Origin of the sequence: Streptomyces iconiensis (genome assembly GCF_028657195.3) — a bacterium.
Lineage (GTDB): Bacteria > Actinomycetota > Actinomycetes > Streptomycetales > Streptomycetaceae > Streptomyces > Streptomyces iconiensis.
On record NZ_JANCPR020000020.1, the window covers coordinates 118859 to 143261 of the forward strand.

Annotated in this window: 21 protein-coding genes; 10 read left to right on the forward strand and 11 right to left on the reverse strand. The window is 71.6% G+C overall.

Translation table 11 applies throughout. The annotated features are described in order from the left end of the window. Positions 1 to 141: 141 nt before the first annotated feature. A complete protein-coding gene (locus tag NMN56_RS21080; RefSeq protein WP_274041929.1) occupies positions 142 to 1620 on the forward strand; it encodes an NCS1 family nucleobase:cation symporter-1 in 1479 nt (492 codons plus the stop codon). Between the two features lie 65 nt (positions 1621 to 1685). Further along, positions 1686 to 2408 carry an aspartate/glutamate racemase family protein gene (locus NMN56_RS21085; protein ID WP_274041928.1) on the forward strand — a complete coding sequence of 241 codons (723 nt, stop codon included), beginning with the start codon at positions 1686 to 1688 and terminating at the stop codon, positions 2406 to 2408. 131 nt (positions 2409 to 2539) lie between these two features. Here the strand turns inward: NMN56_RS21085 and NMN56_RS21090 are convergent, their stop codons facing one another. The 4 genes from NMN56_RS21090 to NMN56_RS21105 form a co-directional block, all read right to left on the reverse strand. Next, complete coding sequence (locus NMN56_RS21090) at positions 2540 to 3874, reverse strand: DUF5685 family protein (protein WP_274041927.1); 1335 nt, start codon at positions 3872 to 3874, stop codon at positions 2540 to 2542. Between the two features lie 70 nt (positions 3875 to 3944). Continuing rightward, positions 3945 to 5450 carry a DHA2 family efflux MFS transporter permease subunit gene (locus tag NMN56_RS21095; RefSeq protein WP_274041926.1) on the reverse strand — a complete coding sequence of 502 codons (1506 nt, stop codon included), beginning with the start codon at positions 5448 to 5450 and terminating at the stop codon, positions 3945 to 3947. Continuing rightward, entirely contained in the window at positions 5447 to 5665 is a 219-nt protein-coding gene (locus tag NMN56_RS21100) for an MbtH family protein (protein WP_274041925.1), read from the reverse strand. Before NMN56_RS21100 ends, NMN56_RS21095 begins: the two co-directional genes overlap by 4 nt. 65 nt (positions 5666 to 5730) lie before the next feature. Beyond that, complete coding sequence (locus NMN56_RS21105) at positions 5731 to 13599, reverse strand: amino acid adenylation domain-containing protein (RefSeq protein ID WP_274041924.1); 7869 nt, start codon at positions 13597 to 13599, stop codon at positions 5731 to 5733. Positions 13600 to 13799: 200 nt separating this feature from the next. On the opposite strand from NMN56_RS21105, the gene NMN56_RS21110 reads away from it, so the two are divergent. The 7 genes from NMN56_RS21110 (at position 13800) to NMN56_RS21135 (ending at position 19815) form a co-directional block, all read left to right on the forward strand. Continuing rightward, positions 13800 to 15092, forward strand: coding sequence for a M20 family metallopeptidase (locus tag NMN56_RS21110; protein WP_274041923.1), 1293 nt, complete (start codon positions 13800 to 13802; stop codon positions 15090 to 15092). 82 nt (positions 15093 to 15174) lie between these two features. After that, a complete protein-coding gene (locus NMN56_RS21115; RefSeq protein WP_274041922.1) occupies positions 15175 to 15858 on the forward strand; it encodes a hypothetical protein in 684 nt (227 codons plus the stop codon). A gap of 133 nt (positions 15859 to 15991) precedes the next feature. After that, a complete protein-coding gene (locus tag NMN56_RS21120; RefSeq protein WP_274041921.1) occupies positions 15992 to 16960 on the forward strand; it encodes a transporter substrate-binding domain-containing protein in 969 nt (322 codons plus the stop codon). Positions 16961 to 17191: 231 nt separating this feature from the next. After that, on the forward strand, positions 17192 to 17710 hold the full coding sequence (locus NMN56_RS21125) for a hypothetical protein (RefSeq protein WP_274041920.1): 519 nt from the start codon (positions 17192 to 17194) through the stop codon (positions 17708 to 17710). Between the two features lie 23 nt (positions 17711 to 17733). Further along, a complete protein-coding gene (locus tag NMN56_RS43035) occupies positions 17734 to 18207 on the forward strand; it encodes a hypothetical protein (protein WP_347178626.1) in 474 nt (157 codons plus the stop codon). Beyond that, complete coding sequence (locus NMN56_RS21130; RefSeq protein WP_347178627.1) at positions 18131 to 19183, forward strand: alpha/beta hydrolase; 1053 nt, start codon at positions 18131 to 18133, stop codon at positions 19181 to 19183. Before NMN56_RS43035 ends, NMN56_RS21130 begins: the two co-directional genes overlap by 77 nt. Positions 19184 to 19296: 113 nt before the next feature. Continuing rightward, entirely contained in the window at positions 19297 to 19815 is a 519-nt protein-coding gene (locus tag NMN56_RS21135; protein ID WP_280842720.1) for a hypothetical protein, read from the forward strand. A gap of 60 nt (positions 19816 to 19875) precedes the next feature. Here the strand turns inward: NMN56_RS21135 and NMN56_RS21140 are convergent, their stop codons facing one another. Next, positions 19876 to 20880, reverse strand: a complete 1005-nt coding sequence (locus tag NMN56_RS21140; protein WP_274041918.1) for an ABC transporter substrate-binding protein — start codon at positions 20878 to 20880, stop codon at positions 19876 to 19878. Between the two features lie 168 nt (positions 20881 to 21048). On the opposite strand from NMN56_RS21140, the gene NMN56_RS21145 reads away from it, so the two are divergent. Beyond that, complete coding sequence (locus tag NMN56_RS21145) at positions 21049 to 21816, forward strand: ABC transporter ATP-binding protein (RefSeq protein ID WP_274041917.1); 768 nt, start codon at positions 21049 to 21051, stop codon at positions 21814 to 21816. An 86-nt stretch (positions 21817 to 21902) separates the two neighbouring features. Here the strand turns inward: NMN56_RS21145 and NMN56_RS21150 are convergent, their stop codons facing one another. From NMN56_RS21150 to NMN56_RS21175, 6 genes are all read right to left on the reverse strand, one after another. After that, entirely contained in the window at positions 21903 to 22103 is a 201-nt protein-coding gene (locus tag NMN56_RS21150) for a VOC family protein (protein WP_274041916.1), read from the reverse strand. 52 nt (positions 22104 to 22155) lie between these two features. Next, entirely contained in the window at positions 22156 to 22779 is a 624-nt protein-coding gene (locus tag NMN56_RS21155; RefSeq protein ID WP_283742501.1) for a hypothetical protein, read from the reverse strand. A gap of 77 nt (positions 22780 to 22856) precedes the next feature. Beyond that, positions 22857 to 23141, reverse strand: a complete 285-nt coding sequence (locus tag NMN56_RS21160; protein ID WP_274041914.1) for a hypothetical protein — start codon at positions 23139 to 23141, stop codon at positions 22857 to 22859. 101 nt (positions 23142 to 23242) lie between these two features. Continuing rightward, positions 23243 to 23554: a hypothetical protein gene (locus tag NMN56_RS21165; RefSeq protein ID WP_274041913.1), complete on the reverse strand. Its 312-nt coding sequence runs from the start codon at positions 23552 to 23554 to the stop codon at positions 23243 to 23245. Between the two features lie 115 nt (positions 23555 to 23669). After that, positions 23670 to 24014 (reverse strand): hypothetical protein, encoded by a 345-nt coding sequence (locus NMN56_RS21170; RefSeq protein ID WP_274041912.1) that lies wholly within the window; start codon positions 24012 to 24014, stop codon positions 23670 to 23672. Next, positions 23993 to 24379: a hypothetical protein gene (locus NMN56_RS21175; RefSeq protein ID WP_274041911.1), complete on the reverse strand. Its 387-nt coding sequence runs from the start codon at positions 24377 to 24379 to the stop codon at positions 23993 to 23995. The genes NMN56_RS21170 and NMN56_RS21175 overlap by 22 nt, the downstream gene beginning before the upstream one ends. Between the last annotated feature and the right edge of the window lie 24 nt (positions 24380 to 24403).

Genomic DNA, 24403 nt, shown 5'->3' on the forward strand with positions numbered 1-24403 from the left:
CAGGTGCGGCTCTTCGTGTCGCTCGGGGGTGATCTTCCCGCGCCGACCCATTGACCTGCTCAGACGTACGGCCGTAACGTCCGACCTCTCAAAGGGAATTCGGGTTCCGCATCGCGGAATCATGATGAGGGGTGGCAGCGGATGACCACGGCTCAGGACACCTCGATCGCCCCGGTCGTCGAGACCAGCCCCCGGCTCTACAGTCATGACCTCGCTCCCACCAAGAAGGAAGGGCGCAAGTGGGGCGCGTACAGCGTCTTCACGTTGTGGGGCAACGACGTGCACAGCCTGGGCAACTACGCCTTCGCGATCGGGCTGTTCGCGCTCGGGATGAGCGTGTGGGACATCCTGCTGGCGTTCGTCTTCGGGTCGGTGCTGCTGTTCGTCCTGCTGTGCCTCTCCGGCTACATGGGCCACAGGACGGGCGTGCCGTTCCCGGTGATGAGCCGGATCTCGTTCGGGATCAGGGGCGCCCAACTCCCCGCCATGGTGCGCGGGTTCGTGGCGATCGCCTGGTTCGGTATCCAGACCTACCTGGCCTCCGTGGTGCTCTCCACGCTGGCGATGGCCATGGCACCGGGGCTCGCCTCCTGGAACGGCAACTCCTTTCTCGGCCTCTCCACCCTCGGCTGGTGTTCCTTCCTGCTGCTGTGGGCCGTGCAGGTGGTGATCGTCAGCTTCGGCATGGACGTCATCCGCAAGTACATCGAACTGGCGGCGCCCGCCGTGCTGCTCACCATGCTCGCGCTGGCCGTCTGGATGTTCGTCAAGGCGGACGGCTCCATCGCCGTCTCGGCGGGAGACCCGTTCACGGGCGGTACGCGCTGGCTGCACATCCTGGAGGCGTCGGCCCTGTGGGTCGTCATCTACGGCACGTTCGTACTGAACTTCTGCGACTTCACCCGCTCCGCGAAGAGCAACCGTGCGATCGTGCGCGGCAACCTGATCGGCATCCCGCTCAACATGCTGTTCTTCGCCGGCATCGTCGTCGTGCTCAGCGGCGCGCAGTTCACGCTGAACGGCGAGATCGTCACCAACCCGGCCGACATCGTGCGCACGATCCCCAGCATGATCCTGCTGGCCGCCGCCTCGCTGGCGCTGATCGTGCTGACGATCGCGGTCAATCTGATGGCCAACTTCGTCGCGCCCGTCTACATGCTGGTCAACCTCTTCCCGCGCACGCTCACCTTCCGCCGCAGCGGGATCATCAGCGCCCTGATCGGCCTGGTCATCCTCCCCTGGAACCTCTACGACAGTCCCGTGGTCGTCTCCTACTTCCTCGGCGGCCTCGGAGCGCTGCTCGGGCCCGTCTTCGGCATCGTCATGGCCGACTACTGGGTGATCAGGAAGACCAAGGTCAACGTGCCCGATCTCTATACGGAGGACCCGGCCGGCGCCTACCACTACCGGCGCGGCGTCAACCCGAAGGCGGTCGGCGCCTTCGTCCCCTCGGCCGCGATCGCGGTCGTCCTCGCGCTGGTGCCCTTCTTCGAGGCCGTGTCCGGGTTCTCGTGGTTCATCGGCGCCGTGCTGGCCGGGCTGCTGTACCTCGCCTTCAAGGGCAGCCCGCGGCCCTACGAGGACGTGGACGGCGAGGCCATCGCCGTACCGAGCGCGTAGGCCGCGCCCGCACAACGCGGCCCCACACAAGCGCGTTCCGCGCGCCCGCACAGAGAGACCGCCCCATGCGCATCCTTGTCGCCAACGTCAACACCACCGAGTCGATGACCAGGAGCATCGGCGCGCAGGCCGCCGCCGTCGCGGCGCCGGGCACCGAGATCGTGCCGCTGACGCCCGCTTTCGGAGCCGAGTCCGTCGAGGGCAACTACGAGAGCTACCTCGCGGCCGTCGCCGTGATGGAGACCGTGCGCGCGTACCCGGAGCCGTACGACGCCGTCATCCAGGCCGGTTACGGCGAGCACGGGCGCGAGGGGCTTCAGGAGCTGCTGGACGTGCCCGTCGTGGACATCACCGAGGCGGCTGCCTCCACGGCGCAGTACCTCGGTCACCGGTACTCCGTCGTCACCACCCTCGACCGCACCGTGCCGCTCATCGAGGACCGGCTCAAGCTCGCGGGTCTCACCGACCGCTGCGCCTCCGTACGGGCCAGCGGCATGGCCGTTCTCGATCTGGAACGTGACCCGGAGGCCGCCGTCGAGGCCATCGCCGAGCAGGCCGTACGGGCCGTCGAGGACGACAGGGCCGAGGTCATCTGCCTGGGCTGCGGCGGCATGTCGGGGCTCGCCGAACGTGTCGTCGCGCGTACCGGGGCGCCCGTGGTGGACGGCGTCGCCGCTGCCGTCACCGTCGCCGAGTCCCTCGTACGGCTGGGGCTCACCACTTCGAAGGTCCGCACCTACGCGCCGCCGCGCCCCAAGCACATCAGGAACTGGCCGCCGACCGGCTGAAGTACCGGCTGGTCGCTGACCGAGGTGTCGGCTGAAGCGTCAACTGAGGTGCCGACTGAGGCGTCGGCTGAAGCGCCGACTGATGTGCGGTGCCCCGCGCGTCCCGTACTGGGCCGCGCGAGGCGCCGGTGTCAGCAGTCGCAGGCGCAGCACTCACAGCACTCGCACACCTCGCAGCATTTGCACTTGTGGCAGCAGCCCTCGCGCTTCTTGACCGACCAGGCGCCCTCGTACTCCTCGGCGCAGCACACCTTGCATGTGCAGCACAGCGCCAGCGCGGCGCCGCATCCCCCGAGGAACCCGCGGCTGCGGCGCGGCCGGTGCGGGTCGCCGCCCGTGGGGCCGCCGGGGCCTCCCGGGCCTCCCGGACCGAAACCGCCCGGGCCGCCGGGGCCGGCGGGGCCGGCGGGGCCGGCGGGGTCGAAGTTGCCGGGGCTGGGGCCGAATCCGCCGGGTCCCGGGCCGCCGTCGTACGGGTTTCCTTCGTAGGGGGTGCGGGGCCCGTTGAGGTGGGGCGGTGCCTGGCCGTACGGGTACGGGCCGTTGCCCTGCCCTCCGGGCCCGGGTGCCCCCTCGCCCTGGCGGGCGTGGGCCGGGGTGTGGGCGCAGGCCGTGGTGCCGAAGGCGCGGTCGACGGAGCGGCGCAGCTCGTGCACCAGGAGCATGTGCGCCAGCTTGCTGTCGGCGAACTGGACGTCCTTCAGGGCCAGTTGGATGCCGTGCAGCGCGTCGTCGCACAGTCTGCGTGCCTCGCTGAGGGGTGTGCCGGTGGCGGTGAGGGGGTTCCAGGCGCCCTCGCTCGCGTCGGCTTCGCGGTCCTCGACGGCGTCCAGGAGGTGCGCGAGGCGCCCGAAGAGGCGGCCCGCTTCGGCGAGGGGTTCCGCGTTGCCCGGCCTGCCCGCGAGGTGCGCGGTGTGCGCGAAGGCCGCCGAGGTGGCCGCCTCGGTCGGTTCGGTGACTACGGTCAGCGGCGTCCCATGGCCCGCGAGGCGTTCGACGCCGCCCTGCCGCGCGACCGCCTCGACCAGTACGGCGGTGTCGAAGCCGACGGCGCCCCCGGTGTGCGCGCCCGCGCGGTCCCAGCCGGCGGCTATCCGGCGCGCGGCTGCGGCGATCGGGCGGCGGCGCAGCGCACCGTCGCCGTCCTCGATGTGGTCGCGCACCTTCGCTGAGGCGAGTACGAGGGAGACGGAGGCCGCCAGCCGCGCGCCCTCTCCCTGGGCGACCGAGGCGGTACGCATGCCGCGCAGCGGGCAGGGCCCTGCGGTGCGGCGGGAGCGTCCCGCCTCGCCGGACTGCGCGTCCGTCAGCACGGACACCAGCAGCCCGTCGTAGTTGGTGACGATCCGCGCGAACTGTCCGTGGTCGCCGCGCAGTGCGAGACAGAGCCCGCACAGGTGCGCCATCCACTCGGACATGAGCTGCTTGGGCAGGTGGTGAGAGCAGGGCCTGACGATCCCGAACATGTACATCCCCCGTGTGACACGCAGTGGTTGAGCTGCGGGCCGATCGTACCCAGGTCACCTCCACGATGGGTCATCCCTTGGCGGTAGCTTCCTTCCCTCCCACCTCGGGCTCCACGGGGTCGCCCTCCCCGCCGTCGGAAGGCGGCGCCTCGTCGGCAGGCAGTGCCTCCCCGCCGTCGGAAGGTGGCGCCTCGTCCTCGAAGGGGGGCGGTCCCGGCGCCGTGCTCGGGAGGCGGAGGGCGACCAGGGCACCCAGTGCCACGAGGGTTGCCGTGACCCACACCGCCGCGCGGTAGGGGCCTGGGCCCTGGGCCTGGTGGACGTGGCCGCCGCCGATGACGGCGGCGCAGGCGGCGATGCCGAGGGCGCCGCCCAGGGTGCGCAGGATCTGGAAGAGGCCCATGGCGTGCCCCGTGTCGGCGGGGGTGATGTCGGCGAACCCGGCGATCTGGAGCGTGAGGACCGCCGTACCCAGCACGACGCCGATCGCGAACATCAGGGCCCGTACGGCCCATTCGTTCTCCGCGACGCCAGGTACGGCCAGCGCGGCGAAGACGCACGCGGCCAGCAGCAGCGAGGGCACCACCAGGAGGCGGGGGCCCAGGCGGGGCAGCAGGCGGTCGACGACCTGCGAGGCGAGCATCAGACCGAGGGCCTCGGGGAAGACGGACAGGCCGGCGTCCAGTGCCGAGGCGCCCAGGACCGCCTGGTGGAGCAGGGGGAAGACGAACAGCACGCCCATCAGCCCTGCGGCGGTCAGTACGGAGAGCGCGGAGGCCGCGCCGTAGACGCGGTCGGACAGCAGGCGCAGCTTCAACAGCGGTGTACGGGCGCGGAGTTGGTGTGCCACGGCTGCCACCCCGAGCACGGCGCCCAGCAGTGCGCTCACCGTGACAACGGGGTGCGTCCAGCCGTACGAGGGGCCGAAGCCGAGCGCGTACGTGAGCAGTCCGAGCGCGGGTGTCGCCAGCCAGAAGCCCGTACGGTCGAAGGGGCCCTCCGTGCCTTCGACATGCTCGCGCAGGCCGAAGGCGCCCAGCAGCACGGCGGCTGCGCCGACGGGGACGTTCACGAAGAACAGCCAGTGCCAGGAGAGGTGTTCGGTCAGGAAGCCGCCCAGCGGCGGGCCGAGCGCGGGCATCAGCGCCGTCGGCACGATCAGCACCTTGGACAGCTTCAGCCGCTCGTGCGGCGGGAAGGCGCGGAAGAGCAGCGTCATGCCGACCGGCGTCAGCAGCCCGCCGGCCAGCCCCTGCACGCCGCGCCCCACCACCAGCCACGGCAGGTTCTGCGCGAGTCCGCACGCGGCGGAGGCCGCGGTGAACGCGGCCAGGGAGAGGAGGAAGACCCGCTTGGTGCCGTATCTGTCGCCGAGCCAGCCGGCGACGGGCAGCGCCAGCGCGAGCGCGACGAGGAACGCCGTCTCCACCGTGTTCGCCGCCGAGACCGGCTGCCCAAAGTCCTTCGCGATGCTGAACAGGGCCGGGTTGACGATCGTGGAGTCCAGCCCGTTCATGCACATGGCGGCCGTGTAGACGATCACGACGGCGGCCCGCTTGCTGCGCAGTGGGCTCACGGGGCGACGATCCGGTCCAGGGCCTCCTGGCGGCGGCACGGCCCGTACACCGTGAACCAGCCCTCGGGCACGGTGGCGAACTCGGGCCACAGGGAGTGCTCCCCGGCCCGGTTCACCAGCACGAGGAAGGTGTCGTTCTCCCCGTCGGCGTCGAACGGATTGCCCGCCGGCGCACCGGCCGTACGCGTCTCAGGTGACGTACGCGTCTCACTCATCGGGGCGCTCACTTCTCCAGCTTCTTCGGCTTCTTCGGCTTGTTCAGCTTCTGCGGCCTGTTCGGCTACTTCGGCCTGTTCGGCTGCTTCGGGTCTTCCAGCTCGGTCAGCCGGTCGGTGACCACGCGGGCTATCCGCGCGATCGGTTCGGGCAGCGTCATGTCCTTGTGCGCGCAGGCGACATCCGTGTTGTCGATGCGGCCTGAGACGTACGGTGCCCAGGTCTCCGGGGTCAGCGCCTCGTCGACCGTGTCGACCGTGGCGCGGAAGAAGAGCACGTCACCCCGGAAGCGCCGGTGGTCGTAGCCCCGTACCAGGTGGTTGGTGTTGAGGTAGATGTCGCGCAGTGCCTCCACGGTGGGGCGCGGCAGTGCGGCGAGCGGGCTGCCCTCGCGGCGCAGCACGGCGACGACGCCGTCCAGGGTCAGCGGCTCGCCCTCCAGGCTGTCGGGCCCGTAACCGCCCATGGTCAGCAGCGACTCCAGCGCCTCCGGCTCGTCCGCCTCCGGCAGCTCGCGGAAGCCCTCGGCCGGATACGCGTCGAGGACGGCGAGCAGCTCCACCTCGTGCCCCGTCTCCTGGAGGTGCGCCGCCATCGCGTGCGCGATGATGCCGCCCGTCGACCAGCCCAGCAGCCGGTACGGGCCCGAGGGCGCCACCTCGCGCAGGCGGGCGGCATAGTGCGCTGCCAGCTCCTCCAGCGTGCCGGGCAGTGGCTCGCCCGCCGTCGCGTGGCCGACGCCCCGCGCCTGGAGCCCGTACAGCGGTACGTCGGCGGGCAGTTCGCGGATCAGGCTCGCGTAGCACCAGCTCAGTCCGCCCGCCGGGTGCACGCAGAACAGCGGGGCGCGGTCGCCCTCGCGGGCGCGGCGCAGCGGCAGCAGCACGTCGAGCGGGTCCTCGTGCCGCTCGGCCTCCAGCGCGGCGTCCAGCGCAGCGGGGGTGGGCGCGCTGAAGACCGTGCCGATGGAGACCTCCCTGCCGAACGTCGCCTCCACGCGCGCCGCGAGCCGTACGGCGAGCAGCGAGTGCCCGCCCAGCTCGAAGAAGTTGTCCTCGGGCGAGACTCGCGCCTCATGACCGCCCGGCAGCCCCAGCACCTCGCCGAAGATCCCGCACAGTCGCGCCTCGCGCGGTGTGCGCGGCGCTCTGCCGTGCCCCGTCGACGCGGGCCGCTCGGGCGCGGGCAGCGCCTTGCGGTCCAGCTTGCCGTTGCTGGTGAGGGGGAGCCGGTCGAGCGGCACGAGTGCGGCGGGCACCATGTGCGAGGGCAGCTCGCGCGCCGCGTGTGCGCGCAGTTCGGCGGGGTCGAGCGGGCCGCCGGGCGTGCCGGAGCCCGTGCCCGGGCCGGGTGCGCCGGGGTCGGGCGTGCCGCCGGGGGCCCGCGCGCTCGCGGGTACGGCGTAACCGACGAGCCGCCGGTCGCCCGGCACGTCCTCCCGTACGACGACTGCCGCGTCGGCGACCGACGGGTGCGCGGCCAACACGGCCTCGATCTCGCCCAGTTCGATACGGAAGCCACGCAGCTTCACCTGCTGGTCGGCACGCCCGAAGTAGTCGAGCGTGCCGTCGGCCCCGCGCCGCGCGAGGTCGCCCGAGCGGTACATGCGTGCCCCGCTCTCCCCGAACAGGTGCGCGTACGGGTCGGCCACGAAACGGGTCGCGGTCAGCGCCGGCCGCCCCAGGTAGCCCCGCGCCACTCCGCGCCCCGCGACGTACATATCGCCGGTCACGCCGGGCGGCACCGGCTGGAGACGGTCGTCGAGGACGTACACGCGCAGGTCGGGGAGGTTGACGCCGATGGCGCTGGAGGTGGAGCCCGCGGCGGTCGCGCGGTCCAGCGCGAGGTAGGAGACATGCACGGTCGTCTCGGTGATCCCGTACATGTTCACCAGCGTCGGCGCGTCGTCAGCGTGCCGCTCGTACCAGTCGGCGAGCCGCCCCAGCTCCAGCGCCTCGCCGCCGAACACGACGTAGCGCAGGGCCAGTTGGTGCCCGGGCTCCTCGCGGTCGGCCGCCGCGAGCTGGTAGAAGGCCGACGGCGTCTGGTTGAGGACGGTCACGCCCTCGGCCACCAGCAGCCGCAGGAAGGCGCGCGGATCGCGGCTGGTCACATGCGGAACGACCACGATCTTGCCGCCGTACAGCAGCGCGCCCCACAGCTCCCACACGGAGAAGTCGAACGCGTAGGAATGGAACAGCGTCCACACGTCCTCCTCGCCGAAGCCGAACCAGTGGTCGGTCGAGGTGAGCAGCCGCGTCACGTTGTCGTGCGTGACGACGACACCCTTGGGCCGGCCCGTCGAGCCGGAGGTGTAGATGACGTACGCGGGGTCGGCGGGCGTCAGCGGCCGGGTGCGCTCCCGCTGCGCGAGCGGGCCGGCGGGACGAGCCTCTTCGGTGCGAGCACCCTCCGCATGGCCCGTGCCCGTCCCCGTGTCCGTGCCCGTCCCCGCGCCCGTGCCCGTGCCGATGTCCGTCGTCTCCTCGCCGTCGCGCGCGTCCACGGCGATGACCGGCAGTGTGTGCGGGGGCAGCCCCGGGGCCGTCGCCGTGTCCGTGACGAGGGCCGCCGGAGCCGCGTCCTCCAGCATGTACGCGAGCCGGTCGGCCGGGTAGTCCGGGTCAAGCGGCAGATAGGCGGCCCCGCACAGCGACACCGCCAGCAGCCCCGTCACCAGTTCGGGCGAGCGCGGCAGCGCCAGCGCCACGATGTCGCCAGGGCCGATCCCGCGCCCCGCCAGCCGCCTCGCCAACAGGCGTGCGCGTGCGGACAGTTCGGCGTACGTGAGCGAGACGCCCGCACAGGTGACGGCCGTACGCTCAGGATGCCGCCGCGCCGCCTCCTCGTACCTCTCCGGCAGCGTGGCCGGCTCCGAGGTGGCGGCGCCCTCCTGCTGGTTGTCCTCCACCAGCACGCGGCGCCACTCCCCGGCACCGAGCAGCGGCAGCAGCCCCAGCGGGATGTCCGGCCGCTCGGCCGCCGCGGTGAGCAGCCGCGCCAGCCGGTCGGCGAGTGCCCGCGCCGTCGCACGGTCGAACAGGTCGGTGCGGAACTCCAGGAACCCGGATATCCCGCCGCCCGGCAGCTCGCCCGCGTTCAGCGTCAGGTCGAACTTCGCCGTGCCCGACGGCACCGCCGTCATCCGCGCCCGCACCCCCGGCGCCAGCGCGAACTCCGTGTCCGGCACCGACTGCCACGCCAGCATCGTCTGGAAGAGCGGATGCCGGGCCAGCGAACGCCGCGGGTTCAGCTCCTCGACCAGGTGGTCGAAGGGGAGCGCATCATGCTCGTAGGCGGCGAGCGTCGTGGTGCGTACGCGGTCCAGCAGCGTACGGAAGTCCGGGTCGCCCGAGGTGTCGGTGCGCAGGACGACGGTGTTGGTGAAGAAGCCGACGAGGCCGGCCGTCTGCTCCCCGTCCACGTCCCTGCCCGCCACCGGAGAGCCCACCGGGATGTCCGTGCCGCAGCCGTGCCGCGTCAACAGCGCTGCCAGGCCCGCCTGTACGGCCATGAACACGCTCGTACCCGCCCCACGGGCCAGCCGCCGCAGCGCGCGGTGCGCCTCGGCACCCAGCGTGAACGGCACCGTGTCACCCGCCGCCGAGGCGACGGCGGGACGCGGCCTGTCGACGGGCAGCTCCAGCTCGTCCGGCAGCCCGGCCAGCGCGTGCTTCCAGTACGCCAGCAGTTCCTTCGCCCGCGGGGTCGGCGCCGAAGGCGTGCCCAGCGCCTCGCGCTGCCACGCCGCGTGGTCCGCGTACTGCACCGGCAACGCCTCGAACTCCGGCACACGGCCCGCCGCACGTGCGGCGTACGCCGTCGCCAGATCACGGGTCAACGGCGTCGTGGACGCACCGTCACCCGCGATGTGGTGCAGCAGGACGAGCAACGTGTGCGGTTCCTGGCCGGGGCCCTCGCGCATGCCGGTGCCGGTGCCGGTGCCGGCGCCTGTGGCTGTGCCTGCGCCCGCGCCTGTGCCCGTGTCCGTGGCTGTGGCTGTGCCATCGGGCCCCTCACCTCTGAACAGGGTGACCCGCAGCGGCGGTTCGGCCGCCAGGTCGAACGTGTGCCGTACGGCCTCCGCCAGGCCGGTGCCCGGCCCCGCGACATGCAGGACGGGCCGGGCCCGCTCGTCGTCCGCCGCGAGGACCAGCTGACACGGCTCACCGTCCCCCGCCGGATACACGGTGCGCAGGGTCTCGTGCCGCGCGCACAGATCCGCGAGCGCGGCCTCCAACGCCCCCTCGTCCAGCGCCCCCTCAAGGGTGAGCACCAGCGGGATGTTGTACGTCGCGCTGGGCCCCTCCAGCCGGTCCAGGAACCACAGCCGCTGCTGCGCCGACGACAGCGGCAACGTCGTACCACCCGCCGCACGCCCCAACGGCACGATCGCGGCGGCCCGGTCGCCCTCCCCACCCCGTACGAAAGCGGCCAGCGCACGCGGTGACGGGTGCCGGAACACATCGGCGATCCCGGCCGCCACCCCCAACTGCCCCCGCACCCGCGCCGCGAGCCGCCCGGCGAGCAACGAGTGCCCGCCCAGCTCGAAGAACCCGGCGTCGGCCGACGGCTCGTCCTCCAGCCCCAGCACCTCGGCGAACATCCCGCACACGATCCCCACCAAGGGATCGGCCACGGCCACGCCCACCGCACTCCCACCGCCCGGCCCCTCCGGCTCCGGCAGCGCCCCCGCATCCAACTTCCCATGCACCGTCCGAGGCAGCTCCCCCACCACCACGACGGCCTCCGGCACCATATGCCCCGCCAACACCCCGGCGAGATACGCCCGCAACCCGGCCCCCACACCCCCCTGCACCCCCGGCGATCTACCGGACGCGCGCCCCGCCCCCTCTTCCCGCCGCGACGGCGAGTTATCGGCGGATTGGTGGTCGGCGGTGCCGTTCCGGGCGTGGCCGGTGGTCGGGGTGAGGGGGTGTGGCGAGGTGTCGCCGTCCCCCTCGTGCCGCCGCGACGGCGAGCTACGGGAGGCGTGGCCCGCCCCCTCTTCCCGCCGCGACGGCGGGCGACCGCCGGACTCGTACCCGGCGGTGCCGTCCCCCGCGTCGGCCGGGTCGGAGTCGAGGGGGTGGGCCGGCGTGCGGCCGGTCGCCCCGTCACGGGTCCCGGACACGTGGTCGGTGGCGAGGACCGCATACGCCAGTACCCGCTTGCCGTGCCGCCCGTCGCGGGCGATGACAGCGGCCTCGGCGACATCGGGGTGGGCGGCCAACGTGGCCTGGATCTCGCCCAGTTCGACGCGGAATCCGCGGATCTTGAGCTGGTCGTCGGCGCGGCCCAGGAACTCCAGCGACGAGTCGGCACGACGGCGTACGAGGTCGCCCGTGCGGTACATACGGGAGCCCGGCGGCCCGTACGGATCGGCGACGAAGCGTTCGGCGGTCAGGTCGGGCCGCCCGAGATAGCCACGCGCGAGGCAGGGCCCCGCGACGTACAGCTCACCCGGCACCCCGGGCGGCGTGGGCCGCAGCGCCGTGTCGAGGACGTAGACGCGCGAACCCCGTACGGGGCCACCGCCCGAGGCGAGGGAGTAGAACGCGTCGACGGTCGTCTCGGTCGGCCCGTACAGGTCGATCGCGTGCACACCGTCCGTGGAGGTGAGCCGCTCCCACAGGGGTGCCGAGACGGCCTCTCCGCCCACGACCACGACGGCGGGCCGGTGACGCGTGTCCTCCAACAGGCCTTCGGCGACGAGCGCTTCGGCGTACGAGGGCGTGACGTCGAGGTAGTCGACGCGCTCCTCGTCCACGTACGCGGCGAGCAGCGCGGGATCGCGGTAGGTGGTCTCGTCGAGCAGATGCAGCTCATGGCCGTGGCACATCCACAGCAGCGGGTCCCACGAGGCGTCGAAGGCGAACGAGGCGCTGTGCGCGACCCGCATCCGGCGCCGCCCGGTGCGCGCGGCGACCCGTGCGGCTGCGGGCGCGACATGGTCCTCGCCGTGCCCCGCGAGGAGGTTGGCGAGCGAGGCGTGGGTGACGACGACACCCTTGGGGCGACCCGTCGAACCCGAGGTGTGGATGAGGTAGGCGGCGTCGCGCGGCGCGGGCCGGCGGGGCGGCGCGACGGTGGGCAGCGCGGCCAGCGAGATGACGGTGTCGGGGTCGTCCACCGCGACGGCCGTGGCACCGTGCGGGGGCAGCGCGCCGAGGGAGGCGCCGGTGCCCAGCACGCAGACGGGCGCCGCGTCGTCCAGCACGGCCCGCGTACGGGCCGCGGGGTGCCCGAGGTCGAGCGGCTGGCACACGCCGCCTGCCTTGAGCACGGCGAGCAGCGCCACCACCATCTCCGCGCGGCGTGGCAGCGCGAGCGCCACGGGTCTCTCGGGCCCGACGCCGAGCCCGACGAGGTGGTGCGCGAGTTGGTTCGCCGAGGCGTCAAGACCGGCGAAGGTGAGCGCGGTACCTCTCGCGCGCACCGCGACCTCGTCGGGCGAGCGCGCTGCCCGCGCGGCGAACACCTCGGGGAGCGTGAGCTGAACGTCCGGCTCCGTACGCCCCGTTGTGGCGGCGGCCACCTCGGCGGGGGAGAGGAGGTCCAGGGTGCCGACGGGGGACTGGGGGTCGTGCAGGAGGAGCGCGGCGAGTCCGTCGAGGTAGCGGAGCAGGTGGCGTTCGTGCCGGGCGAGCGCGGCGTCGTCGTAGCGGTGCGCGTTGCCGTCGAGGGTGAGGCGCAGGCCGCCTTCGGCCGTGGGTGCCGCGCCGAAGGCGAGGTCTTCGACGGGCCCGGCGGCGAGATTGTGCAGGGTGCAGGGCAGGCCGCCGAGGTCGAGCCCGTCCTCGAACGCCTTGATGTTGACCATGGGCCCCGTGAGCGGCGACCCGGCGGCGCCGAGCGCGAGATCGCGGCGCAGCGCGGCCTGCGGATAGCGCTGATGGCGGCGGACGGCCCGCACTTCGAGAACGACGCGGCGCAGCAGCGCGGCCCCGGTGTCGTACGGGCTGACGGTGAGGCGCAGGGGCAGCACGTTGACGGTCATCGCCGGCGTACGCAGCGCGGCGGGACCGCGCCGGTTGGTGACGGGGAGGCCGAGGACGACCTCGGGTGCTCCGGTGTGGCGGTGGAGATACCCGGCGGTGGCGGCGAGCACCAGCTCGGCCCAGGTCGCCTTGACGGAAGCCGCCGCGCGCGTGAACCGTTCGAAAGTGGCCGCGGGCAGCGTGACGGCCCGGCGCAGCAGCGCGTCCCCGGCGGTCGCGCCGCCGCCCGATCCGGTACGGCCGGCCTCGTCCCCGTCGGCCCCGGCCCGTTCGGCGAGCGTGGCCGGCGTGGTGTGCCCGGCCATCCGCTCGGCCCAGAAGGCGCGGTCGGCGGTGTACTGGTCGCTGTCGAGGTACGCGCGCTCCTCGGCGACGAGTTCCCGCAGCCCGGCGAACTGCCGTTCCGGGGGCGCCTGTCCGGTGGCGAGTGCGGTGTACAGCTCGGCCACCCGGGTGCCGACGAGCCGCAGCGCGTAGGCGTCGACGGCGACATGGTGCACACGCTGGTACCACCAGTGACGGTCATCGGCGACCCGTATGAGGGCCTGCGTCATGAGCGCGGGCGCGTACGAGAGGTCGGCGGGTACGGCGAGATCGGCACGCATCCACGCCTCGGCCCCGGCGTCGGGGTCGTCGGCCGCACGCAGATCGAGCACCTCGGGCCGCCACTCGGGCCCCAGCGGTACGACCTCCTGCGACGGCTCGTCTTCGTCCTCGGCACACACCCGCAGCCGGAGGGTGTCCGCCTCCTCGACGGCCTGCCGCAGCGCGCGGACGAAGAGATCCGTGTCGAGAGGTCCGGTGATCTCGACGCGGTCGGCCGTCTGGAACGCGGCACTGGCAGGGGCGAGTTGCTGCGCGTAGTGGATGCCGGCCTGCGAGGTGAGCAGGGGGAAGCCCGTCCTGGCGGGGCGGGGCTGGCGCTGGTGCATGTGTGTGACAACTCCCATGAAGAGCAACGGCCTCGGTGAGCCCCGGCCTTCCGGCGAAAACTTAGGTAAGCCTAAGCTATCCCGAACGACGGCAGAAGCTGACCATGCCCTCGCGGCCAGCCCCTCCACCCGCGGATGCCGCACGGAACGGCAGGCGGCACCACCCCCGCGCACCGTCCCCGAGAACCCAAGGAACGCCCATGCCCACCGCCCCCGACGCGACCTCCGACAGCGCCGCTTCCGACGCGACCTCCGACAGCGCCGCGCCCGACGCGGTGCCCGGCCGCACCGCCTCCGACGCGGCCCCCACCGGCGCCGCCTCCGCCTCCGACGCGGCGGTCTCGACCGGCGCCGCGCCCGACCGCCTCAGAGCCGCCGTACGCGACCAGGTCGACGGCCACGCCGACGAGTTGATCGCTCTCAGCCGGCGTATCCACGCGCACCCCGAGACCGCTTTCGCCGAGCACCGGGCCGCGGCCTGGTGCTCGGACACGCTGCGGGACCACGGCTTCGCCGTCACCGCGCCCGCGTACGGACTGGAGACGGCGTTCGTGGCGACGGCGGGCTCAGGCCCCGTCACCGTCGCGTTCGCGTGCGAGTACGACGCGCTGCCCGGGCTCGGCCACGCCTGCGGCCACAACCTCATCGCGGCTGCCGGAGTCGGCGCCGCGCTCGGGCTCGCCCCGTACGCCGGTGAACTCGGCCTGACCGTACGGGTGGTGGGCACCCCTGCGGAGGAGCGCGGGGCCGGCAAGGCGCTGCTGCTGGAGGCCGGGGCCTTCGACGGGGTGGACGCGGCGATGATGGTGCACCCGTGCCCGTTCGAGATGGCGGACTTCCACTCGTTCGCGCTGGGCACGCTGAACGTCACCTTCACCGGGCGTGCCGCGCACCCCAGCCTCAACCCGCACGAGGGCCGTAACGCCGCCGACGCGCTCACCGTCGCCCAGGTCGCGCTCGGCCTGCTGCGCCAGCAACTGCCGCCCAAGTGGCGGGTGCACGGCATCACCACCTCGGCCGGCACCTCGCCCAACGTCATCCCCGACCGTGCGGAGGCGGAGTACGAGATACGCGCGCTGCGCGCCGAGGACCTGCGGGAACTGCGCGCACGCGTCGAGGCGTGCTTCCGCGCGGGCGCGCTGGCCACCGGCTGCGAGGTCACGCTGGAGCAGCCCGAGCCCGACTACCTCGACTTCCGGAGCGACCCCGCGCTGCTCGCGCTGTGGGAGGCCAACTCGCGTGCGCTGGGGCGCGCGGAGACGGTCACCCGCGACCCCTTCGCCTGCACGGACATGGGTAACGTCTCGCACAGCGTGCCCGCGCTCCACCCCGTGCTCGACATCAGCGGTGGCACCAGTGCGCCGCACGAGCCCGCCTTCGCGGAGGCGGCCGTGTCGCCCACCGCGGAACGCGCACTGCTGGACGGCGCCGTGGCGATGGCGTGGACAGCGGCCGACCTCGCGACCGCGAAGGCATCCTGCCGGGCGAGTTGACGCGAAAGGTTGTACACAGAACCTTCCGGTTGCGGCATGCTGAAGGGTCGTCACGGCTGTCACGGGGGGAGCACACGGCACCATGCGGACCCAACTGCGTCGCCTCGGCAGACGCCTCAGACCGGCACCGGCCCCCGAGGGGCAGCTTCCGGCCACATGGATGCTGGCGGTGATCCTCGCACTGCTGCTCTCCGTACTGTCCGTGGCGTTCGTCCTCACGGTCCTGGGCCCCTCGGGCTGGGACGCCGGCTCCTTCGCGATCGGCGTCGTAACGCTGCTGGGCACGCTGCTCTTCGGGCTCAGGACGTTCGGGGAGTACAAGCCGGGGCAGTTCGTGCTCGCGACGGGCGTGGCACTGCTCGTCGCCGTCGGAGCGGGCCTCGCGCTCTATCTCGCGCTGGACGCGGGCCCCGAGGACGTGACGGACAAGACCACGCTACGGGGCAACATGGCCATGGGCCCTGGCGACGAAGCGACGGCCACCGTCGGCGAACGCCCCACGGGCGGCGAGCTGCGCCTGCGTCTCGTGGCGACCAACGAGTCACCGGGCACGCCCTGCCTGCCCCTGAGCGGCCTCGCCTTCGTCGGCGGCTCCCTCACCGAGGCACAGACGGTCGAACTGGAGGACACCACAGAAGTGACAATCCCCGTCGACGAGTCGGCCCCCAAGGTCACCGTCACCCTCGGCCTGCGAGGAGCCGGTGGCGGCCCCGTACAGCGTGGCTGCCGTATCTCCCTCGCCCTGGACAGAGCCGACTACAACTGACCCCTGACACCTGACCCCTGGTCCCTGACCCACTGACCACTGATGCCCGCCGCCCCCGGCTCTCCGCGGCCCGCCTCCTCTCCGCCTCCGTCTCCAACCCCAACCCCCTCCGCCCACCCGTCAGGAGCGTCCGATGTCTTCTCCGCGCAGGCCCGTGCACCGCCGGCACCTCTGGGGCTCCTGCCTCCTCGCGCTGTCCCTGCTGCTCACCGCCTGCGGGCTCACGGACAAGGCCGACGGCAAGCCCTCGCCGGGGCCCACGAGTGGCGCCTCGACGCCGGGGCCACCGTCGCTCGCGGAGAAGAAGAACCTGCTCGTAGGGCTCAAGAAGGGCCAGCCCGGCTTCAGTACGAAGCACGGCGACGTCTTCGAGGGCTTCGAGGCCGACCTCACGGAAGAGCTGGCGGAGAAGGTGGGGTTCGTCCCCGACTACCGCGACATCCCCTCCCTGCGCCGCGAGGAGATCCTCAAGAACCAGACCGCCGATCTGATCGTGGCCACGTACTCCGTCACCGGGCCGCGCGACGAGCAGGTGGACTTCACGGCGCCGTACATCAAGACCTACCAGGGCCTGCTCGTCCGAGACGACAACACCGGCATCAAGGAGCTGAACGACGTCGACGGCAAGCGCGTGTGCACGGCGCGCGGCTCCACCTCGGACCCGGAGAGCGTCCGCAAGAAGGAGCAGCAGGAAGCCATCAAGAAGGCACTCGGCCCGAACGTGAAGCCCGGCTTCCGCAAGGACTACAAGGAGTGCGTCCTCGAAATGAGGGACGACGGCAACTTCGACGCCGTCTGGACGGACAAGATCCTCCTGAAAGGCTACGAACGCGACTACAAGGGCATCCACGTCGTCGACAACATCACCGTCGAGAGCCCCCAGTTCTACGCGGTCGGCCTGCGACAGGGCGACGAGAAGTTCTGCCGACGCCTCAACAAGGCCCTCAAGGAGTTCGTCTTCAGCGCCGACTGGCGCGCGTACTTCAAGTCCCACTTCGACAAGGTCTACAAGGAGGACAAGAGCGGCTTCCAGGCCAAGTACCGGCCCACCCGCGACGAGTTCGACGAAATGGCCAAAGACTCCTGCGGCGCAGCGGACTGACGTCCGACAGCGCGATGACCGGGCCCTGTGCGGCAGCCGGGCCCCTGCGTCGAGCGAGGCCGCCGCTCACCTTCTCCGCCGAACTGAGTACCTGTACTCAGAGGTACGAAGCGGTCACTGCACTAAAGTGCGGCGGCAGCCGATGGGCGCGCGTCACCAAGCCAGTACGGTACGCAACGATCGTTGCCCCGCCCCCCATGCGCCCACCTTGGCCGACGAGGGAGGATACGCATGAGCGAACACCCGGGTTCCTGGCGCGATTTACTTGGCCAGGCAGGCCAACCAGCCGGGCACGGCGAAGTGCCCGACATGCGGCTCGCTTCGGCCGGCGACGTGGGCGCGGGGATCGATGGCGCGGGTGGCGTGCTGCGGCAGAGCAGAATGCCGTGGCGCAGCGCGAGCGGGGTTGCGCGGGGATTCGGCAGGAGCATGTCGACCGCGAAGGAGGAGCTGGGCACCTCCCACGGCAAGCTGAAGGTCGGCACAGAGGGCCTCTCCAGCATCGCCGTTCTCGCGGCCGTCCGGGAGAGCTGGGAGACGCGCCTCGGCGACGCGCAAGCCGAATGCGCCTCGCTCGACGTAAAGCTGCGGAACGTCGCCGCCGCCCACAACGAGAACGACCACGCTGTGCAGGGCTCGTTCGCGAAGCTCGGCGAGCAGGGCGCTGAGGCTGTGGGCCGGGGGCAGACGGGCCGCGCGGGGCTGGTCAACGGCATGAGTCTCCCCCCTGACCAGGGAGTACGGCCATGACATGGGGCCTGACACTCCCGGGAGTGAGTGGCCTGACCTGGCAACAGTTGGACGCTCTCGACCTAGGACTGCTTGAGACCGCGGCGGACGGGTGGGGCCAGGCAAGTGGCAGGGCCGATGCCTCACGCACCCGCGTCGACAACGAGATGGTCGACGTCCTCAAGAAGTCGCAGGAGGGCGATGCGGAGAGAGCCGCCGTACGACGGCTCCGTCAGCTCAGTCAGAACTTCCAGTACGTATACATGCAGTGCGGCATGGCACGCACCTCTCTAAACGGCCTGGCGGCTGAACTCCGCGCCCCGCAAAAGCAGTTGAGGGAGGTACTGGACGAGGCCAGAGAGCGGAAGTTCACCGTCAAGCCGGACGGGTCCGTCGAGTACCCGGCGGCTGGCAAGGGCGAGGGCGGACAGCCGCCGCCCGGTGGCTCCTCAGGAGCAGCAGGAGTACCTCACCACGATGCCCAAGGAGATCGGCAACCTGGACGGCATTCCCGCTGAGGTCCGTGACGAGGCGAACCGCGCTTATCTGCCCGTGCTGAAGGGCGACCTGTCGCAGTCCTCCGACCCGGAGGCCAACACGAAACTCGATGGTCTGGAGGCCATCGACAAGAGGCTGAAGAGCGAGGGCAAGATCCCCATGTATCTCCTTGGCATCGGGGACGAGGGCAACGGGCGGGCCATCGTGAGCTTCGGCAACCCCGATACCGCCCGGAATGTATCGACGTACGTACCGGGGCTCAACACCAAGCTGGACGAGAAGTTCGCCGGCGGCGACCTGAACAGGGCACACGGGATGGCAGAACGTGCGGGCGACAAGTACGGCGGTTCCACGGCATCGATCGCGTGGCTCGGGTACGACGCGCCGCAGGTGTCGATGGACGCCGCTTTGGGCCTGGACCCGAGTACCACTGACGTCACGCGAACCGACAACGCGGAACGGGCTGTGCCCGCGCTACAGAACTTCACCAATGGCCTGGAGGCCACGAACCAGAACGCGGATCCTCACCTCACGGCTATCGGCCACTCCTACGGTTCGCTCACCGTGGGAACCGCCGCCGCAGAGGGGGACGGGCTGCCTGGCGTGGACGACATCGTTCTCGTCGGCAGCCCGGGCAGCGGGTCGGACCATGCATCCGACCTGAATGTGGGCGCCAAAAACGTCTACGTCCGCGCGGCGGACAGTGACCTCGTGACACATGCGCCGAGCAAAGGCGATGTCGCTGGGGCGGTACCCGAGGGTGTCACGGGTCTGCCGTTCAAGTACTGGATGGGTGGGGGAGACGACAGGCTCTGGTTCGGCACCGACCCCGCCAGTGAGCGGTTCGGAGCACAGAGATTCCTGTCCGCCGAGGGAGATGGGCCCTCCTCCCACTCGAACTACTTCAATGCCAAGGAGGATCTGCCGTCCGCGGACAATATCGCGCGTGTCGTCACGGGTAATGGCGACTCCATCGAGAGGCAGGAGCACAGGTGAAATCTCGGTATGCGCGGCCCACAAGGCTCGTCCTGGGCCTGTCGCTCGTGGTGAGCGGATGTGCGGCTCCTTTCGGTCCGGGCAGCGACGAGAAGAAGGGTAAATCGCCCACCATGGATATGAGTGAAGCGGCGAAGAAGGCGGACGCGCTACTCGGCGACACCCTGGAAGCTTTGCCGAGAGGAGTTGTCTGGACGCATCGCGAGACCCTCACGGAGGCGTGCCGTGACGCGGTGAACAAACCTGTCGACAACTCCACGGTGAGCAGGCACCTTGCCGTGCTGACCGTCATCTCGGCGGAGCGGCGTACTGCGTTTCTGGACTCGGTACTGAGCCACTGGAAGTCGAAGGGGTACAAGGTCACTTCGATCAACAAGAGCAGGATGCCCGCCGTGTTCGTGAAGACGAAGGACGGCTTCGCGCTGGAATTGACGATCGGCTACAAGGGGCAGGCGCACTTCAGCGCGGCATCCGGCTGCGCGGAGAAGAGCGACGTTCCCGAACCCACGACCAAGGCCAACGGCCCCGACACCACGGGTCGGGACGTTCCCCGCCCCTACATCAAGGACGACTACTGGTCGTTGCCGAAGCCGCTGCCGGGCGCGGGCGACGCTCCGGGTTCGCAGGGCTGAGGCCCCCTGCGGCGGGGGCCCGGCAGGGGGTGTGGTGGAGGAACCCCCTGCCGGGGCCGGTTACTTCGTGAGGGCCTTGGTGATGTCGTTCATGACGGCCTTCGCGGCGAGCGGGCCGCCGCGGGTGGACCAGACGGAGCCGTCGACGGTCACGGCGTGCTTGTCCTTGACGGCGCCGAGTTCCTTGTAGGCGGGCTTGTCCTGGATTTCCTTGAGCGCCTTGTCGCCGTCGGAGGTGAGGGTGGAGAGGAAGAGCCAGTCGCCGTCGATCTCGTTGATCTTCTCCAGGCTCAGCGACGGTGCGTGCGCGTTGCCCTTCTTCTGCTGGGACTTGGGCCGCTTGAGGCCCATCTCCGTCGCGACGCCGCCGGCGAACTGGTCCTTCTCCATCCAGCTGGGGCCGTCCGGGTTCCAGCGGACGATGGAGACCTCGGCGCCCTTCTCGCCGCCGAGCCTCGCACCCGCCTTCTTGGCGGCGGCCTCCTGGGAGGCGATGACCTCGTTGGCCTTGTCCAGCTTGTTGACCGCGTTCCCCACGCCCCGGAAGGAGAGCTTCCAGGTGTCGGTCGGCGCCATGGTGACCAGCGTGGCAGGGGTGATCTCGCGGAGCTGCTTGAGCATCTGTTCGTCCTGCATGTCACCGGCGAGGATCAGATCGGGCTTGGCCGCGATGACCTTGTCCATGACGGGCTGCAGCAGGTTGCCCACGACATCGACGCCCTTGACCTTGTCGGCGAGGTAGGCCGGGGGCTTGCTCATGCCCTGGCCGTTGGTGATGCCGACCGGCTTGACGCCCAGGGCGAGCGCGGCGTCCAGGTCTTCCTGGGTCAGCGTCACGACCCTCTTCGGGTTCGCCGGCACCTTCACGGCCTTGCCCGTGGCGTCCTTCACCGTACGGGTGGCGGACGAGGCGCCCTTGCCCGTGGCCCCGCCCTTGCCGGACCCGGACCCTGAGTCCCCGTCGGAGCCGCAACCGGCCAGCAGCAGCGCCGCTGCCCCCAGCGTGGCGACCGCCCTGGCGGTCGTGCGGGGGGTGGTGGACGTGGGGCGGCGGAACACGCTCATCGACAACTCCGTGGTGAAGGGCGCTCAATGGGATACGCGCGGTGGCGGACTGCCCGAGACCCGCGTCTCGGCAGCCACACGTCCGCTGGCAAAGGTTAAGGTTAGCCTTACCTTACGTCTCCTCCCGCAAGGGGAGGCCCGCGCACACCGGAAAGGGCGCTCACCCTCGTGGAACTCCGCGTCGAACAGCTCAGCGCCGGATACCCCGGTCACACCGCCGTCGACCGCGTCGACCTCGACGTACCCTCCGGACACGTCGTCGCGATCGTCGGCCCCAACGGCTGCGGAAAGTCCACGCTCCTGCGCTGCGTCGCCCGCCTCCACGAGCCGTACGAGGGCCGGGTGTTCGCGGGCGACGACGACATCTGGAAGCTGCGCCAGCGCGAGGCGGCGCACCGTATCGCGCTGCTGCCCCAGGCACCGCAGGCACCCGAGGCCGTCACCGTCGCCGGGCTCGTACGGTACGGACGCCACCCGCACCAGGGCCTCTTCCGCCAGTGGTCGCGCGAGGACGAGAGCGCCGTGGCACGCGCACTGGCCGCCACCGGCACCGAGGAACTGGCCGACCGCCGCCTCGACCAGCTCTCCGGAGGCCAGCGCCAGCGCTGCTGGCTCGCCATGGCCCTGGCCCAGGAGACCCCCGTCGTGCTCCTGGACGAGCCCACCAGCGCCCTCGACATCGGCCACGCAGCCGAAGTCCTCGGCCTCGTACGGCAGATCGCCACCGAGGGCCGCACCCTCGTCATGGTCGTCCACGACCTCGCGGCGGCGGCCCGCTACGCCGACACCGTCGTCGCCATGCGCGGGGGCCGCGTCCTCGCCGCCGGCCCGCCGCGCGAGACCGTCGACGCCGAGCTGGTGCGGGAGCTGTACGGCATCGAGGCCGACATCCTCACCGCACCCTCCGACGGCGCCCCCGTGGTCGTCCCCAGGTGAGCCCCGCCCCTCCGCGCCGATCCCGCCCGGCCCGGCCCGGTGACCCCGTACCGGTGGGTCACCGCCGTGGGATCAGTGTCGTGGGGTCAGTGCCGGTCCGGGGCGAACTCCAGCACCTGCGTGAGCCGGATGTTGTTGCCCGAGGGGTGCCGGAAGGAGGTGTCGATCCCGTACGGCTGCACCGTCGGCGGCTCGTTGAACTCCACGCCGCGCGCGGACAGTTCGTCGTACGCGGCCTTGCAGTCGTCGGTCTCCGGGAACAGCGTGCCGCCCGCGCCCTTGGCCACCGTCCACCCCAGTCCTCTGCACCGAGCCCAGTTCCCCGCACCGCCCCCAGCTCTACGTGCCGACTGCGAACGGGTTGCCGTGCCCGGGGAGCTGCCCGTCCGGCGGCACGTACCGCAGTCGCCCGCCCTGATCGGTCACCGGCGTGAACCCGGCGGCCTCCAGAAGAGCGGAGTACCGGGCCTTGTGGCGCCGCGTGACGGCCAGACCGATGGGCGCGATGCCCATCAGTACGGCCCAGACGCCGAAGCCGATGGCCACGGCGGTGCCGCCCGTGCCGAGCAGGATGCCGAGGGGCACGGCGATCGGAACGACGCCGACGCCCGTGAGCAGTATTCGTTGCTTGTCGGTGTACATGGTGGTGATGTCGAAGGTGATGCGGGCCTTGAAAAGTTCGACCGCTTCGGGGCCGAGGGGCGGCAGTGGGCCGCCGCCGCTCGCATGTGGGTAAAGCTCCCGGTTCCGCGCGGCCCGAGCACGGGCCCCGGGGTCGGGATCTGGCACGAGCAGCAGCACGTACCCGTTACCCTGCGGGCCGCCACCCTGCCGTACGTCCGCGTACGCGTACCCGAACTGCTCGGCGTAGAAGGCGAGTCGGGTGAGCTTCTTCATCGTCGCCATGGCCGGGGCCACCCGCACCGGCTCCCCGCTCCCCATCTGCCGCAGCATCTTGCGCACATGCCGTCCACCCACCCGTTCCCCTACTCTCACGCAACTCCGACGGACGCCGACAGCGTCCTTCCGTCCCCGTAAATCTACCCAAGGCCGCCGATCACCGGCTGATCCCCGTTCCCACGGTCCCGGCCGTCGCCCTCTGTACGCAGCCGGTCGAGCACCGCCAGATCCTCCCGCAGCCAGTCGGGGGCCAGCGGGTACGCGGCCAGCTCCCGCGCGTGCGCCTCGCAGGCACTCACCAGTCCGCCCGGCCCTGACCCGGCCTCGACGACGGCGACGGGCACGGCATCGAGCACCCACGCCTCGCAGCGGCAGCAGTGCCCCGGCGCGAGGATGTCGCTCTCCGAGAGCGCGGGCCAGGTCATGAGAGGGTGCGCCCCGGGGCGCGGACGCCGAAAGCCCCGCCGAGTGCGGCGTGCGGCAACTCGCCGTCTGTGAGGGTGTGTTGACGCTTGTACGGTACGGCTCAGTAGGGCCCCGGCGGCCCCGTGCGCCCCGTCCCCGGCACCCAACAGGCCACGCTCAGATGCCGCACCTCGGCCCGCGCGGGGGACGCCGCCCAGTCGGTGCCCCCGCTCGTCGCGACGAGCCAGTACAGCACCCCGCCCCGCGCATCCCCGATCACCGCCCCACATGCGTCCCCGAGCCGCCGCACGACCTCGTCCCCGTACCCGTCCGCCACCCGCACCGCGTCCCAGTGCACCCCCGCGGGCACAGCGACGGCGACGGGCCCCCAGGGCGTCTGCCATGTGGAAGGGGAGGGTGCAGTTGGCTGCATGGTGACCCCTGTGTGATCGGAGGGTGATGAGTACCACACCGAAGGTAGGCAGGGTGGAGGGGTGCCGCCATGACAGATGGGGAGGCCGGGTGCCCGAAGTGTCAAGGGCTGTACGTCACATGGGCACGTCGATCGCGTCGGCGAGAGACCGCATGAGGGGGGTCAGTGTCCGTCGGCGGGCGATGACCTCGCCCATCAGGTCGCGTGCGGCGCGCTGTTGGGCCAGCCACTCGGGGGCACGCCCGTGTACGTCCGTGAGTACGTCCACCGCCTCGCCGTACTGCCGGAGCATCGTGTGCGCGCGGGCCACGTCCAGCCGGTGCCGGAAGTATTCGGTGCTCGTCGCCCGGCCGACGGTCTCCAGCCGGGCGGCCGTCTCCAGCACCTCGTCGGGGCGGCCCAGCACGATGCCGCGTTCGGCCTTCTTGTAGGCCACGGTCACCGGGCCCCAGGTGGCCAAGCGGCTGTCACCGCGCGGGAGTCCCGGGACGCGCGGACGTTCTCCGGCGGAATCCACATGACGTCCCCCCTGCGCGAGGACCCCAGGTGGTCCATGACGAACAGCTCCATCGGGAACAGCGAGACCGGCTCACGGTCCTTCGCGAAGAGCACCGTTGTCCCGGGGCGGCCGTTGGTGAACCACATGTCGTAGGAGACCGGCGCCGGCCCGGCGTCCTCGTGCTCACCGAAAACGAGCAGCGCGTCGATCCCTTCACGCTCCATGAACCGACGGGCCAGTTCCCACCGGCGGTCGCGCTCCGCCATCGAATAGAGCGGTACGTCGGCCGGTACGTCGGAATGGCTCGGCGCATGGGAAAGGGGCATGGGACAGCCCTTAGGTTGGCGAAA

Excerpts from the sequence above, each read along its gene's own strand:
- NMN56_RS21080 (WP_274041929.1), top strand. The coding sequence starts at position 142 with ATGACCACGGCTCAGGACACCTCGATCGCCCCGGTCGTCGAGACCAGC.
- NMN56_RS21085 (WP_274041928.1), top strand. The coding sequence starts at position 1,686 with ATGCGCATCCTTGTCGCCAACGTCAACACCACCGAGTCGATGACCAGG.
- NMN56_RS21090 (WP_274041927.1), bottom strand. The coding sequence starts at position 3,874 with ATGTTCGGGATCGTCAGGCCCTGCTCTCACCACCTGCCCAAGCAGCTC.
- NMN56_RS21100 (WP_274041925.1), bottom strand. The coding sequence starts at position 5,665 with ATGAGTGAGACGCGTACGTCACCTGAGACGCGTACGGCCGGTGCGCCG.
- NMN56_RS21105 (WP_274041924.1), bottom strand. The coding sequence starts at position 13,599 with ATGCACCAGCGCCAGCCCCGCCCCGCCAGGACGGGCTTCCCCCTGCTC.
- NMN56_RS21110 (WP_274041923.1), top strand. The coding sequence starts at position 13,800 with ATGCCCACCGCCCCCGACGCGACCTCCGACAGCGCCGCTTCCGACGCG.
- NMN56_RS21115 (WP_274041922.1), top strand. The coding sequence starts at position 15,175 with ATGCGGACCCAACTGCGTCGCCTCGGCAGACGCCTCAGACCGGCACCG.
- NMN56_RS21120 (WP_274041921.1), top strand. The coding sequence starts at position 15,992 with ATGTCTTCTCCGCGCAGGCCCGTGCACCGCCGGCACCTCTGGGGCTCC.
- NMN56_RS21125 (WP_274041920.1), top strand. The coding sequence starts at position 17,192 with ATGAGCGAACACCCGGGTTCCTGGCGCGATTTACTTGGCCAGGCAGGC.
- NMN56_RS21135 (WP_280842720.1), top strand. The coding sequence starts at position 19,297 with ATGGATATGAGTGAAGCGGCGAAGAAGGCGGACGCGCTACTCGGCGAC.
- NMN56_RS21140 (WP_274041918.1), bottom strand. The coding sequence starts at position 20,880 with ATGAGCGTGTTCCGCCGCCCCACGTCCACCACCCCCCGCACGACCGCC.
- NMN56_RS21160 (WP_274041914.1), bottom strand. The coding sequence starts at position 23,141 with ATGACCTGGCCCGCGCTCTCGGAGAGCGACATCCTCGCGCCGGGGCAC.
- NMN56_RS21165 (WP_274041913.1), bottom strand. The coding sequence starts at position 23,554 with ATGCAGCCAACTGCACCCTCCCCTTCCACATGGCAGACGCCCTGGGGG.
- NMN56_RS21175 (WP_274041911.1), bottom strand. The coding sequence starts at position 24,379 with ATGCCCCTTTCCCATGCGCCGAGCCATTCCGACGTACCGGCCGACGTA.